The following is a 14,061-nucleotide window of genomic DNA, read 5'->3' as shown; positions in this document are numbered from 1 at the left end:
CGCGCGACCTAGGCCGGGCGGCGCGGCGGCGCAAGGTTCAGACGCGGCGCGCCTGCGCGTCGATGCGCGCCAGCGCGTCCCAGACGATCGCTGCCGGATCCACGTTGACGGCGCGTGCGTGGGCGGCCCTGTCGGCGATCTGCTGCGAGAGCGCGGCCCAGTCCCGCGCGGCGGCATCATGCGGGGCGAGGCGGGACAGCACGGCCGCTTCGGCGGCCGTTGCATCGTCCGGCGGGCCCAGCAGGCCCGCGCAGGCCGTTCGATGCAAAAGCCGGTCGATCGCCGCCAGCGTGGCGTCCAGGCGTTCGGCCCCCGCGCGCCCGGCGCAGGCATCGGCCAGTTGCCGGGCCCGGCCGCGATCCATTTGACCGGGGGTATAGAGCGCGACCAGCGTCTCGTAGATCTCGGCACCGCCTTCGGCCAGGAGCAACGCGGCGCCCGTGGACCCCTCGGCCAGGGCCGAGGCCGCCTCCGGCGCGCCGCCCGCCTGCACCACGGCGGCCTCCAGCGCGTCGGGCGCGAGCGGCCCCAGACGCAGGACGCGGCATCGCGACCGGATCGTCGGCAGCAGCCGCGCCGGCTGGTGCGAGACCAGGATCAGCGTCGCCAGCGCCGGCGGCTCCTCCAGCAGCTTCAGGATCGCGTTCGCGGCGTTGCGGTTCAGGTCGTCGGCCGCGTCAACGATGACGACCCGGCGCCCGCCCGCCGACATTGCAAAGAACCCGCCGAGCCTGCGTGCCTCGTCCACCGTGATCTCGGCGCGCAACTTCTTGGTCTTTTCGTCCCAAGGGCGGCGCAGCAGCATGAGGCCCGGTTCCGAAAGCGCGCGGATGCGGGGCAGGGCGGGGTGATCCGCCACCGGGTCCAGCGACGTCGCCTGTTCGGGTGGATCGGTCAGCAGAAAGCGGGCGATGCGCCAGGCAAGGGTCGCCTTGCCGACGCCTAGGGGGCCGGTCAGAAGCCACCCGTGATGCAGCCGCCCGGTGTTCCACGCCTGCAGGAACGTCGCCTCCGCCGCCTCCTGCCCGAACAGGCGGTCGGTGTGCCGGGGATGCGGCGCGTCGCCCAGGCGGTCGGGTTCGGGAACGTCGTTCACATCAGGGCCCAGACCCGTTCGGCCACGACATCCGCCGGGGCCATTCCGTCGATCACGCGGATCCGGTCGGGGAAGTCCTGCGCTAGGCGCAGGAACCCCGTGCGCAGCTTCTGCTGGAAGGGCAGGCCGAACTCCTCGAACCGATCCTCGCCCGAGCCGCGCGCGAGGCCGCGCCGCAGGGCGATTTCGGGGTCCATGTCGATGACGACGGTCAGGTCCGGCTCCCGCCCGATCACGAGGTCATGCAGCCCGTCGACGAGCCCCCGCAGGTCGCCGCGCGTGGCGCCCTGATACACCCGCGTCGAATCGGCGAAGCGGTCCGACACGACCCAGGCCCCGCGATCCAGGGCGGGCAGGATCAGACGTTCCAGATGGTCCCGGCGGGCCGCGTTGAACAGCAGGATCTCGGTCTCGGGCGACCAGCGGTCCGGGGCGCCTTCGACCAGAAGACGACGAATAGCTTCGGCTCCGGGGCTGCCGCCGGGTTCGCGGGTCAGCACGACCTTGCGCCCCTCTGCGCCAAGTCGGTCCGCCAGGAGCCGGGCCTGGGTCGACTTTCCGGACCCGTCTATGCCTTCAAGCGAAATGAACATGACGATGGCCTTATCAGGGCCGCCGCGCCGCGCAACCCGCCGACAGCATCGAACCGTGCTATTCGAACCGCGCTAGTGCCGATCCCAGGAGATCGCCGGCGACCAGGCCCCCGGCGATCTGGACGCGGCGCAATGGGCCCGCGCGGGGCACATCCTCGGTCGCCATCAGCGGAACCTCGATCGGCTCGATCCCCGGATGCGATAGCGTCAGCGTGGCCAGCCGCGTGCCGGCCTTAACCGGCGCTTCGATTGGGCCGTCATAGGCGATCTCGCCGGTCACGGCCTGACGGCCCGTCACCGGCAAGAGGACGGTCAACCCTTCCTCGGGGGCGAGTGGGACCGTGGGCGATTCCCCCATGAACACCTCGGCCGTCATCACGGGGGTGTCGTCCCCTTCCAGCAAACGCTCTTCGGCGAATTGACGGAATGCCCAGTTGACCAGACGCTCGCTCTCATCGGCGCGCGATTGCTCGGATTCCATACCCGACAGCACGAAGGTCACCCGGCGGTCCCCCTGCGTGGCGCTTCCCACAAGGCCGTACCCGGCCTCTTGCGTGTGTCCCGTCTTCAGGCCGTCGGCACCGATGTCCAAGCGCAGCAGCGGGTTGCGGTTGAACCGGTTGGACGGCGAACGGCCATCGAAAGCGAACTCCCGCTCGTTGAAATAGGGATAGTACTGGGGGAATTCGGTGATGATGTGTTCGGCAAGGATCGCCAGGTCGGCCATGGACATGACATGCCCCGGTGCCGGCCAGCCGTTGGAATTGCGGAACATGGAGTTCTCCATACCCAACTCCACGGCGCGTTCCGACATCATCTGGGCGAAACCCTCCTCGGTGCCGTCGGGCGACAGCGCCTCGGCCAGGACGGCGGTCGCATCATTGCCCGACAGCACGACCACGCCGCGGATAAGATCCTCGACCGTGACGCGGTCACGCGGGTCGAGGAACATCGTCGACCCGCCGTAGCTGGCCGCTTCCGCGCTGACGGGCAGTTCGGTGTCCAGCGACAGGCGGCCGTCCTCCAGCGCCTCGAACACCATGTTCAGCGTCATCAGCTTGGACATCGACGCCGGCGGCAGGGGCACGTCGGCGTTCTTGGACAGCAGCGTCTGGCCGGTGTTGTGGTCGACGACGATGGCCGACCCGGCCTGGGTCTGGAACTCCTGCGCCAGCGTGGGTGACGCAAGCAGCAGGGCAGCGATCAACGGGCGGAGCATGGCAGGGCCTCCGTGGCTTACGGTCTCGATTTCAGGGCAGGCGTATGGACCCTAGCCCTTGATTGCGAAAGCGTCCGTGAACCCCAGGTCCTTGGCCTTGCGGATTACCGCCGCCCGGTCGGACGACGTCGTCGACGGCCCCACGATCACGCGCCAGAACTTCCGCCCACGGCTTTCCTCGGCCAGCACGGTAGGAAGCACGCCGGCGTTCGACAAGGCGGTCGCCGTGTTGTTCGCATTCTCCTCGACCGAAAAGATGCCGATCTGGACATAGGCGCGATCAAGGCCCGGCGCCGATCGCGCCGGTGCGGCGGAGGCCGTCTGCACCGGCGCGGCGTCCAGCGAGGTCGCGGTCACCTCTGGCGCGGCGGCGTTCTCGGCCACGGGTTCGGCCGGCAACGCGACCGCGGCGGTCGCAGCGGCCGGCAGCGGGGCGGGCGGCTCCACCCGGTTGCGGTTGAAGAGACGTCCGAAGAAGCCGCGACGGCGCGGCTCGGGCGCGGCGTCCGCCGTGGGGCCCGGCCCGGCCGCGATCTCGGCCGCCGGTTCGGCCGATGCCGCATCGACCTCGTCCAGCGCGGCGGTGGCCGCGGTGATGGCATCGCCCGCGGGAACGGTGTCGACCGGGGTCTCCGCCTCGACGATCTCCTCGTTCAGCGGCGGCGTCTCGGCAACGGTCGCCACATTGGGCGCGACGGAGGCCGGAGCCGCAGTCGGCTCGGACACCTCCTCGCGCCGCAGGGCGACGACGTCGATCGTGGTCGGCGCGCCGGCCAGGATGCCCAATGCGACCGCCGCGTCCGATGAAAGCTGTAAGGCCGGGCCGGGGTTGTCACGCTCCCGCTTGAACAAGGCGCCGATGACGAACTTGCCGTTCTCGGCGTTGCGAATGATGACCCGTTCGGGCTCGCGCACGTCGGGGGCCGCGACCCAGACACCGCCGAGCGACGGGCGACCGTCCCAGAGCGCGCTGTCCTCGGCGCTGAATACTTCGGGCGCTTCCACGTCACGCTCGATCAACTGGACGCTGCCCGAGATCGGCGCGTCGCGCGTCGCGTCGCCCGCCCCGGCCAACGGCCCGGACTGACAACCGGCCAGGAGGCCGATCAACGCGACGGAGGAAATCAATGGAATGGATGCGGACGCGGGTCCGCGGTTCGTTGCCTGTCGCACTGTCCTATGCCCCGTGCTCTGCTCATGCCCTGGCGCGCCGTTGACCGGTGCTGCCTTGGCGTGACGTTAGCGCAACTGACACTTCCTGTGAAGCCTGCGTCTATCCGTTTCCCATATCCTGTTCGATCGTGGCCAATATGTCGGGCATCCGCTTGCGCACCCGGAAATAGCCGCGTGCCGCGTGCTGCCAGATCGCGCTGTCCCAGGCGCGGATCGGCCGGATCGGCGCGATGCCGGATGCGTCCAGTGCAGCGCGGACGGGGCCGATCCGCGCGTATGGCGACACGATGTGGTCGAAGCCGGCAGCCCAGCGGGCGATCTCCTCGGGGTCGCTGGTCACGGGGCCCTGGCCTGCGTGGCGGGCCACGGCCTCCTGTGCGAGAGCCCGGGCGAAGTCGTGCACGCCCGGGGCCACCGTGGCGGGCGAGCGTGCGGCAGTGGAGAGGAAGGCCGCCGTTCCGGCCTGCGCCAGCCCGCGGGTGAAAAGGTAATCGGGATGGAGGTCGTCCTCGTGCAGCAGCAAGCCGATCCGACCCCGGCTAGGCAGGTCGGCGCCGCCGGGTGCAGGCGCGGGATCGGGCGGCGGCGGTGCCTCGGGCGGGACAATCGGGGGCCGGGCGAGCGCGGCGCGCAGGGGCGCCGCCATGAACCGGCCACCGGTGTTGCGCGCGATGTTTTCCGCATCCGCGACATAGACCTTGCCCGCCGTATGGAGCCCCGCGACCCATCGCCAGGACAACGTGTTCGACGCGGGATCGCCGTCCAGCAGATGGCGCATGAACAGATCGGCGCCCAGCTCCCATGGCAGTTGCAGGCTGTGCATCCAGATCGACGCGAACCACATCCGGGCATGGTTGTGCAGGTATCCCGTCCGCACCAGCTCGGCTGCCCAGTGATCGAACGGCGCGATGCCGGTGTCGCCGCCGCAGGCCGCCGCCCATCTGGCACGCAGCCCGCCTTCGGTGGCAAGCCGGTCGCGGGCGCGATCCAACCCGGTCAGGTAGTCGGGCCAGATGCGTGGCCGCCGCTCCAGCCAGCCGGCGAAGTAGCCGCGCCAAAGAAGCTCCGACAGGAACTTCTCGGCCTCCGTCCGCGAATGGCGGTCGAGGATGGCGCGGGCCACTTCGGCTTCGGTGAGGATTCGGTGACTTAGGTAGGGCGACAGAGTCGAAACGGCGGAATGGCCAGGAAGGTCATCGCCGCGGTTACGGGCATAGGCCGCGCCGGCGCGAGGTACGAAATCCTTTAGGCGAGAGAGCGCATTGATGCGGTCTGGCGGGAAGACGGGGGTGGTTCTGGTATCCATGGCGGACGAAAGTAGCGCAGCGGCACGAGATATCCCTGCCGAAACGGAAGAACGCGGCCAAAACCCCGCCGTCTGCTATGGAAGTGCAGTAGAGTTCTGGGAACGTTGGCTTTGGGCCCAGAGTGACGGACGCTGCACGACAAGCAAATGTCTGCTCCAATTAGACAGGCCGCAATCGACGTTGCCCGCACCACGAAATCTGGGTACCTCGTAGGGATGACAGGAAGCTCACCACAGCCTCCATCAAGCTACCTTAAGGAATTAAAGAAAAATGAACAAGGATCGACATTTGTTGAACATGTTAACGAAGGTAAAACACAAGCAATACGAGCACTTCGTTGTTTCCCGGATCATACACAACCTTTGTAGCACCGATATTAAACTTGTGTCTCAGCAGCTTGTTCGGCGTCCGAGCGGACGGGCTTTGCTCGATTTGTATTTTCCACAGATCAATGTGTCTCTCGAGGTAGACGAGCCCCAACACGAAGGTGAAAACCACAAACGGCTAGATGATCTTAGATCGCGAGATATCGTTGAGGAAACCAATCTGATTGAGACGCGGATCAGAGTTTTGGGCTCAGATGGAAGACTTATATCGTTGGCTGAGTTGGCGCGTCAAACTGATAATTTCCTCAGTTTTATTCTTTCGAAAGTTGAAGAAGAACGAAAGCAAGGTCGCTGGAAGTCTTGGGATGTCGATAACGAACTCACCTCAAAACCGCATCTGGAACGTGGCTACATCGACGCTAGAGAAGATGTCTTGCTGCGCAAACACACAGATGCAATCGAGTTGTTCGGTGTCAGCTTGAAAGCGCACATGCGAAGTGGCTGGACACCGCCAAAAGAGACCGGACTTGCGATGGTTTGGTTTCCTCGGCTTTACCAAAATGGTGAGTGGGATAACTCTCTTTCGAGCGATGGTTCGATGATTGTCGAAAAGCGTCTAGGTAGTAATGCGCAATATCAGTCTGGCAAAGATGGCAATTGGAAGGATCATCGCAGAGCAGTTTTCGCAAGGCGCGAAGAACCTCTGATCGGAACGCTTTATCGCTTCGTTGGAGTTTTTAAGTTTGATGTTGAAGCTTCTCGACGTGAGGGGGGCGCTGTCTACTACAAGGTTGCAGATCGAATAGATCTGAGGTGACATGGGCAAGATGAACCGAAGCTCATACTTTTTTAGTGTATTCTGACACTATCATCTCCGACTATCTTGCATCTCCGACTATCTTGGTTTCTCGAAGGTCGACTTTAGCGCAGCCGCCGCGAATTGGCGCTTCGTCCGCTATGCGGACATCCCCATTTTAGCACCTGTAACACATAGGCCCCCGAGACGCTTTCGGAGGCTTCGCAGAAATTGGTGCTCTTTGGTCTCACGCGCCTTGGATCGCGGCAGCCCCTACCGGACCATCTGCTGCATCGAACCGGGCCAGGCAGGCGCAAGATAATACCGCGACGCGCCGTGGCTCAGTGCCTCAGCCCGCGGTCGCCGGCTTTTTCGTGTCCTTGTCGGAGTGGATGAGCAGGGGCTTAACTTCGCGGCGGACAGCCTCTTCGTTCACCACCACCTCCTCGACCGTGTCCATGCCCGGCAGTTCGAACATCGTGTCGAGCAGGATATCCTCCATGATCGAACGCAGACCGCGGGCGCCGGTCTTGCGCTCGATGGCGCGCTTGGCGATGGCGGTCAGGGCGTCGTCGGTGAAGGTGAGGGACACATCCTCCAGCTCGAACAGGCGCTGATACTGCTTGACCAACGCATTCTTCGGCTGGGTCAGGATGATGACCAGCGCGTCCTGATCGAGATCGGTCAGCGTCGCGATCACCGGCAGGCGGCCGACGAATTCGGGGATCAGGCCGAACTTCAGCAGATCCTCTGGCTCGAGATCCTTGAAGAATTCGCCGACGGATTTCTCGTCGGGGGCCTTCACCTCGGCGCCGAACCCCATGGAAGAGCCCTTGCCACGCTGTGCGATGATCTTGTCCAGACCGGCGAAGGCGCCGCCGCAGACGAACAGGATATTGGTGGTGTCGACCTGCAGGAATTCCTGCTGGGGGTGCTTGCGCCCGCCCTGCGGCGGGACGGAGGCGACCGTACCTTCCATGATCTTCAGAAGCGCCTGCTGCACGCCCTCGCCCGAGACGTCGCGGGTGATCGAGGGATTGTCCGACTTGCGCGTGATCTTGTCGACCTCGTCGATGTAGACGATGCCGCGCTGCGCCCGCTCGACGTTGTATTCGGAGGCTTGGAGCAGCTTCAGGATGATGTTCTCGACATCCTCGCCCACGTAACCCGCTTCGGTCAACGTGGTGGCATCGGCCATGGTGAACGGCACGTCCAGGATCCGCGCCAACGTCTGCGCTAGCAGCGTCTTGCCGCAGCCCGTGGGACCGATCAGCAGGATGTTGGACTTCGCCAGCTCGATGTCGGATTTGCCGGAATTGTCGAGGCGCTTGTAATGGTTGTGCACCGCCACCGAGAGGACCCGCTTGGCGTGTTCCTGGCCGATCACGTAGTCGTCCAGAACCTCGCAGATCTCGCGCGGGGTCGGCGTGCCGTCGGTGGATTTCAGGCCCTGGGCCTTCGTCTCCTCGCGGATGATGTCCATGCACAGCTCGACGCATTCGTCGCAGATGAACACCGTCGGCCCCGCGATCAGCTTGCGCACCTCGTGCTGCGACTTGCCGCAGAAGCTGCAATAGAGGGTGTTCTTGCCGTCGCCGGAACTGGAATTGCTGGCCATCGTCGCCTCCTTGGTCCGCGCGGCACTGCCCGCTGCCACCGACCGCGGGGCCCGATGTCCCCGCTGCTAAAATCCGATTTGCGCCCGAGCCTAGGCGGATCGACGGGGGGCCACAATGCCAAAATCCCCGTCGCGATCCTGCCCTTGCGCAAGCGCCGGGGCCGCCGCTCACGATGCCGGCGGCCCGATGCGAAATTGCGATCAGGTCTTGGGATCGTCCGGGGTTGACGTATCGGCCCGGTTCTCGACGATCTCGTCGATATGACCCCAGTCCTTGGCCTCCTGCGGGGTCATCCACTTGTCCCGGTCGAGCGCCTGCTGGACCGTTTCGTAGTCCTGGCCCGTGTGATTGACGTAGAGCTGATAGAGGCGTTCCCGCGTCTGTTCGATATGGCGGGCCGAGATGAGGATGTCGGCGGCCACGCCCTGCGACCCGCCGGACGGCTGGTGGATCATGATCTCGGCATTGGGCAGGGCGAAGCGCATGCCCTTCTCGCCGCCGACCGCAATGACGGAACCCATCGACGCGGCCATGCCGCAGACCAGCGTCGAAACGGCCGGGCGGATGTACTGCATGGTGTCGTAGATCGACATGCCCGACGTCACCTCGCCGCCCGGGCAGTTGATGTACATGCTGATTTCCTTCGTCGGGTTCTCGGCTTCGAGGTGGAGAAGCTGGGCGACGACGAGATGGGTCATCCCGCTGTGGATCGGACCGTTGATGAAAACGATCCGTTCCTTGAGTAGACGGCTGAAGATGTCGTAGGCACGCTCGCCCCGGCTCGTCTGCTCGACCACCATGGGCACGAGGTTGTTCTGGAAATGGTCGACTGGATCGTGCATCGGATGTCCCTTGCGTCCCGCCCTGTCCGCGCCTGTCGCGGCGGGCATCGGGGGCGAACCTATGCGCCGCCGCCGGGGGCTTCAAGGCGCCGTCTCGCGCAGTCGCGGCGCCCGGGCGGGCGGAAGCATGCCGCAGCGTAACGTGGTGCCGCGCGGCGATTGACCGGACGCGCGGGCGGGTGGATAGGGTCCGCAATGGCTTACGATGCGATCCTCACGGCCCTGGCCGATCCGACGCGCCGCGCGGTGCTGGATCGACTGCGCGACGGGCCCTGCGCCGTCGGCCGCATCGCGGAAGGATTGCCGGTCTCGCGGCCCGCCGTGTCGCAGCATCTTCGCGTGCTCCTCGATGCGGGCCTGGTGTCGCGCCAGGCCAGGGGCACCCGCAACCTCTATGCTCTGACGCCGGGCGGGGCCGCGCCGCTGGTCGATTGGCTGGGCGCGTTGTCCGCGCGGGAGGCACCCGCGCCCGAACGGCAGGAAGGCCTGAACCGCAGCCTGACCACGCGGCTGAGCCCGGCCGAGGCGTGGCAGCTCTTCTGCGAGGATCTGGCGATCTGGTGGCCCGTCGCGCGGGTCTCGCTTTCCGCGCGGACGGAGGGGGCCCTGCCGCAGGTGGTGGCCCTCGACCCCGTGACCGGCGGCGCGTTGCGCGAAGTGCTCTACGACGGCACGCGCGGCGACTGGGCGGTGGTGCGTCAGGCCCGCGCGCCCGAGACGCTGGTGATGGACTGGCGCCTCGCCACGCCCGAAGGATCCCGCGTGACCGTCGATTTCCAGGCCGCGCCGGGCGGCAGCCGCGTCATCGTGGCCCATGACCGCGACACGGATGCGACGCAGGCGATGTGGGATGTCGTGCTGGAGCGGTTCAACGCCGCCGCCGCGTCCAGCCTGTCGAACTTCTAGGGATCAGCGGATCCACAGACCTTCGCGTCGCAAGCGGTTGCGGATCGCCTGCTCCTTGCGCGGCAGGTCTTCGCGGTCGAACAGCGCCCGGGCCTTGGTGCCCTTCGGCTGATAGAAGAAACGTTTGAAAGGTTCGTGGTCCTTCAGGACCTTCTTGACGGCGTTGGGGGCCACGGCGGCCTCGACCGCGGCGATCACGTGATCCGGCGCCGTCGCGTACATCAGCGGCACGAAACGATAGTGGAAGCTGTGACTTCCATCGAACACACCGTCGGCGATGCCACCCCGTGCGCCCGGCCGCCCGCCGCCCAACTTGTGGATGGCCAGCGGCAGCGCCGCCTGATCGAGCCAGGGATCGAGTTCCTGGCACGCGATCTCCTCGGGCGGATCGTCGCGGATCATCAGCGCGGCGTCGAGAAACGCGCGGTGAAACGCGACGGGGTCGGCGCCGAGGAACCAGCCCGCGTTGAAGTAGAGGTAGCGCCGCCAGTGCTCGTCGGGCCAGGATTTATCCAGCGTCTCAGTCAGGTCGCCGCCCAGGCGCGCGTGAAGGACGCCCCATATCTCCTTGTAACCTGGACCATAAAGTTCGACTGTCGGCCAGGTATCCTCGCGCTTCATCGACGCGGCGGGGCGATCGAAATCGATTGCCAGCCCGTCCAGTTCGCCCGTGATCACGGTGTCGGTGTCGAAGAAAACGAACGGGTCGTCCGGCAGGGCCGACAGCCCCTCGATCTTGTTGCCGTTGGGGTAGTAGCCGCCGAAATGATGGTTTTCGAACGGCACGATCTCCGCATCCAGCTTTCGCAGCAGATCGCGCTGCGGGCTCTCGGGGATGCGGGGGTCGTCGGGCCAGCGGTCGCCCGGCTGCGGCTCGCCCACGATCAGGCGACCGGACCAGTTGGGCGCGTTGTGTCGCAGGGTCGCGGCGAAAAGGGCCGCCTCATGCGCGAGGCGACCTTTCTGCCCTATGATCAGTATGTTGAACGTCACCCCAGCTCGGCCAGGCTGTCGAGGGCGGCCTGTACGGCGGCAGCGTCCTCCTGTCGCGCGGCGAGATTGGCGCGCGTCTCCTCCACCACTTCGGGCGGGGCGGAGGCGGCGAAGTTCGGGTTGTTCACACGACCCTCCATCCCCTTGATCTCCTTCTGCAACTTGCCCAGCGATTTCTCCAACCGGGCGCGTTCGGCGGCGACATCGATCACATCCTCCAACGGCAGGGCGAAGCGGCCGCCGCTGGCGGTCACGGCGATGGAACCCTTAGGCGACGACCCTTCGGTTAATCCTTCGATGCGGGCAAGCGCTGCGATCATATCCTTATTGGTTTCGAAGGCCTGCCGGGCGTCGTTGTCCCATTCGACGGCCACGACCGGGATCGTGGCGCCGGCGGGGACGTTCATCTGCGCGCGGGCGGAACGGATGGCCTCGATGAAGGCGATGACCCACCGAATCTCGGCTTCGGCCTGCGGATCGACGGCTTCGGCTGCCTCGTCTCCGGGCCAGTCGCCGTGGACGAGCATGCCGTCATGGCCCGTGACGCGCCACAACTCCTCGGTGATGAAGGGCATGAACGGATGCAGGAGCGTCATGCAACGGTTCAGGACCCAACCCATGACGGCCCGGGTTTCCGCCTTGGCGTCGGAGTCCGCGCCTTGGAGGACGGGCTTGGAGAACTCGACATACCAGTCACAAACGACGTTCCAGACGAAGCGGTAGAGCGCGTTCGCGGCGTCGTCGAACCGGTAGGCGGCGAGGGCGTCGTCGACCTCCTCGCGGACGCGGGCGGTCTCGCCCATTATCCAGCGGTTCACCGTCTGGCGCACCGGTGCGCCGCCTGCGACCTGCGTCGGGTTGCCGGTCGCGAAATCGACCTCGTACATCTCGGCGAAGCGGACGGCGTTCCAGAGCTTGGTGCCGAAATTGCGATAGCCCGCGATTCGCTGGGTCGACAGCTTCAGGTCGCGCCCCATCGCGGCCATCGCGGCGAGGGTGAAGCGCACGGCATCTGCGCCGTATTCGTCGATCAGGTCGAGCGGGTCGAGGACGTTGCCGAGCGACTTCGACATCTTCTTGCCCTTTTCGTCACGGACGAGGGCATGGACGTAGACGTCCTTGAAGGGAACGCGGTCTTTGAGCGGCTTTTCTTCCGGCAACACGGAGGTCTGCATCATCATCATCCGGGCGACCCAGAAGAAGAGGATGTCGAAGCCGGTGATCAGGACGGAGGTGGGGAAGTAGCGGCGCAGTTCCTCGGTGTCGTCGGGCCAGCCGAGCGTGCCGAGCGGCCAGAGCCCGGAGGAGAACCAGGTGTCGAGGACGTCGGGGTCGCGGGCGATGCCGACTTTCCCTCGACCGACGGTCTGCCATCCGGGGCCTTCGGTGATGAATACTTCACGATCTGATCCGTAGTAGCTCTTTGCGAGCTTGAGCGCTTCCTCTTCGGTCTCAGCGCAAAACTGTTTCGAAGTGAGCGACCTCCTTGATCCCTTGCTGAAGTCCTGTCGTGCATGTTCGTCGGGACGCAGCGGTCCGAACCAAACCGGGATCCGGTGCCCCCACCAGAGCTGGCGGGAGATGCACCACGGCTCGATATTGCGCAGCCAGTGGAAGTAGACCTTCTTGTCCGCTTCGGGGAGGATGTTTACCGTGCTGTTCTCGACCGCCTCGATGGCGGGGCCGACGATCTTGTCGGTGTCGACGAACCACTGATCCGTCAGCATCGGCTCGATGACCACCTTGGAGCGGTCGCCGTGCGGCTGCATGATCGCCTTCGGCTCGACCAGGGGCACGAGTTCTTCGGCCTCCGTCCGGGTCTCGCCGCCTTCCTCGGGGGCCAGCGGCGGCTCGCCCGTGGCGTGGCTGCCGGCGGAGGCGGCGCCCTTGCCGAGGCGCGGATCGGTGGCGGGGACCATGACGGCGAGGCCCTCGGTCGTGATCTCGTCCACGACGGCCTTCCGCGCCTCGAACCGGTCGAGCCCGCGCAGGTGATCGGGGACGAGGTTGATGGCGTCCGTTTCGGCCTCGGTCAGCGTGCGCTCGCCCTTCGCGACGGCCATGGCGATCTCGGCGGCTTCGGCATAGGGCGCACCGTCCGCCCGCATCGCGGCCTTCGTGTCCATCAGGCGGTAGCAGGGAATGTTGCCGCGCTTGGCGACGGCATAGTCGTTGAAGTCGTGCGCGCCGGTGATCTTGACGGCGCCCGATCCGAAGGCGGGGTCGGGGTAGTCGTCGGTGATGATCGGGATCAGGCGGCGATGCTCTTTCGGGCCGACCGGGATCTCGCACAGCTGACCGACGATGGCGGCATAGCGGTCGTCCGACGGGTGGACCGCGACGGCGCCGTCGCCCAGCATCGTCTCGGGGCGGGTGGTGGCGATCGCGATGTAGTCGCGCGTCTCGCGAAACAGCTCCGCGCCGTCCTCGTCACGTTCGACATATTCATAGGTGACGCCGCCCGCGAGCGGGTACTTGAAATGCCACATGTGGCCCGGCGTCTCGACGTTCTCGACCTCCAGGTCCGAGATGGCGGTCTCGAAATGCGGGTCCCAGTTCACGAGGCGTTTGCCGCGATAGATCAGACCCTTCTCGTACATGTCGACGAAGGTCTTGATGACGGCGCCGTGGAAATCCTGGCCGCCGGGCGTGTCGCCCGGATCGCCGGGCGCACCGCCCATGGTGAACGCCTCGCGCTCCCAGTCGCAGGAAGCGCCGAGGCGCTGGAGCTGGCCGATGATGGTGCCGCGCGATTTCGTCTTCTGCTGCCAGACGCGTTCCAGGAACTGCTCGCGCCCCATCTCGGTGCGGGTCATGTCGGTTTCCTTCGCCATCTCGCGCTCGGTGACCATCTGCGTGGCGATGCCGGCATGGTCGGTGCCGGGCTGCCAAAGCGTGTCGTGCCCGCGCATCCGGTGCCAGCGGACGAGAATGTCCTGAAGCGTGTTGTTGAACGCGTGGCCCATGTGCAGCGCGCCGGTGACGTTGGGCGGCGGAATGACGATGGAAAACGTCTCGGCACCGGGCTTGGCATTGGCGCCGGCCCGGAAATGGCCGCCATCGATCCACTCCCGGCTGATGCGGGCCTCGGCTGTCTTGGCGTCGAACGTCTTTTCCATCTCGGTGGCCTCTCGTCTGTTGCCGCAGGCGATAACGAAACGGGACCGGCAGGGGAAGGGCGCGCCACGCCT

At 66.0% G+C, this 14,061-nt stretch carries 11 protein-coding genes; 2 read left to right on the top strand and 9 right to left on the bottom strand.

Translation table 11 applies throughout. From position 1 onward, the window contains the following. Positions 1-37: 37 nt before the first annotated feature. The 5 genes from MWU52_RS04690 to MWU52_RS04670 all read right to left on the bottom strand — a co-directional run bounded on the left by MWU52_RS04690 (position 38) and on the right by MWU52_RS04670 (position 5,387). Entirely contained in the window at positions 38-1,096 is a 1,059-nt protein-coding gene (locus MWU52_RS04690) for a DNA polymerase III subunit delta' (protein ID WP_246949937.1), read from the bottom strand. Next, positions 1,093-1,689 (bottom strand): dTMP kinase, encoded by a 597-nt coding sequence (tmk, locus tag MWU52_RS04685; RefSeq protein ID WP_246949936.1) that lies wholly within the window; start codon positions 1,687-1,689, stop codon positions 1,093-1,095. Before tmk ends, MWU52_RS04690 begins: the two co-directional genes overlap by 4 nt. Before the next feature lie 58 nt (positions 1,690-1,747). Beyond that, on the bottom strand, positions 1,748-2,908 hold the full coding sequence (locus MWU52_RS04680; RefSeq protein ID WP_246949934.1) for a D-alanyl-D-alanine carboxypeptidase family protein: 1,161 nt from the start codon (positions 2,906-2,908) through the stop codon (positions 1,748-1,750). A gap of 51 nt (positions 2,909-2,959) precedes the next feature. Beyond that, positions 2,960-4,018, bottom strand: a complete 1,059-nt coding sequence (locus tag MWU52_RS04675; protein ID WP_348645489.1) for an SPOR domain-containing protein — start codon at positions 4,016-4,018, stop codon at positions 2,960-2,962. Between the two features lie 163 nt (positions 4,019-4,181). After that, positions 4,182-5,387, bottom strand: coding sequence for an FAD-binding domain-containing protein (locus MWU52_RS04670; protein ID WP_246949932.1), 1,206 nt, complete (start codon positions 5,385-5,387; stop codon positions 4,182-4,184). Positions 5,388-5,658: 271 nt separating this feature from the next. On the opposite strand from MWU52_RS04670, the gene MWU52_RS04665 reads away from it, so the two are divergent. After that, positions 5,659-6,531, top strand: a complete 873-nt coding sequence (locus tag MWU52_RS04665) for an AbaSI family restriction endonuclease (protein ID WP_246949930.1) — start codon at positions 5,659-5,661, stop codon at positions 6,529-6,531. Positions 6,532-6,859: 328 nt separating this feature from the next. On the opposite strand, the gene clpX is transcribed toward MWU52_RS04665, so the two are convergent. Together clpX and MWU52_RS04655 are read right to left on the bottom strand one after the other, a co-directional pair. Further along, positions 6,860-8,128 (bottom strand): ATP-dependent Clp protease ATP-binding subunit ClpX, encoded by a 1,269-nt coding sequence (clpX, locus tag MWU52_RS04660; protein WP_246949929.1) that lies wholly within the window; start codon positions 8,126-8,128, stop codon positions 6,860-6,862. A gap of 201 nt (positions 8,129-8,329) precedes the next feature. Then, positions 8,330-8,971: an ATP-dependent Clp protease proteolytic subunit gene (locus MWU52_RS04655; protein ID WP_246949928.1), complete on the bottom strand. Its 642-nt coding sequence runs from the start codon at positions 8,969-8,971 to the stop codon at positions 8,330-8,332. Between the two features lie 195 nt (positions 8,972-9,166). Between MWU52_RS04655 and MWU52_RS04650 the strand changes: the two genes are divergently transcribed. After that, on the top strand, positions 9,167-9,877 hold the full coding sequence (locus MWU52_RS04650) for a metalloregulator ArsR/SmtB family transcription factor (protein ID WP_246949927.1): 711 nt from the start codon (positions 9,167-9,169) through the stop codon (positions 9,875-9,877). Positions 9,878-9,880: 3 nt separating this feature from the next. On the opposite strand, the gene MWU52_RS04645 is transcribed toward MWU52_RS04650, so the two are convergent. Together MWU52_RS04645 and MWU52_RS04640 are read right to left on the bottom strand one after the other, a co-directional pair. Beyond that, on the bottom strand, positions 9,881-10,870 hold the full coding sequence (locus MWU52_RS04645) for a hypothetical protein (RefSeq protein ID WP_246949926.1): 990 nt from the start codon (positions 10,868-10,870) through the stop codon (positions 9,881-9,883). Then, positions 10,867-13,989: a valine--tRNA ligase gene (locus MWU52_RS04640; protein WP_246949925.1), complete on the bottom strand. Its 3,123-nt coding sequence runs from the start codon at positions 13,987-13,989 to the stop codon at positions 10,867-10,869. The genes MWU52_RS04645 and MWU52_RS04640 overlap by 4 nt, the downstream gene beginning before the upstream one ends. Positions 13,990-14,061 lie beyond the last annotated feature (72 nt).

Origin of the sequence: Jannaschia sp. S6380 (genome assembly GCF_023015695.1) — a bacterium.
In the GTDB taxonomy this organism is placed as follows: Bacteria; Pseudomonadota; Alphaproteobacteria; order Rhodobacterales; family Rhodobacteraceae; genus Jannaschia.
The sequence above is the reverse complement of the archived record's forward strand: the minus strand, read 5'-3'. Positions and strand labels throughout refer to the sequence as shown.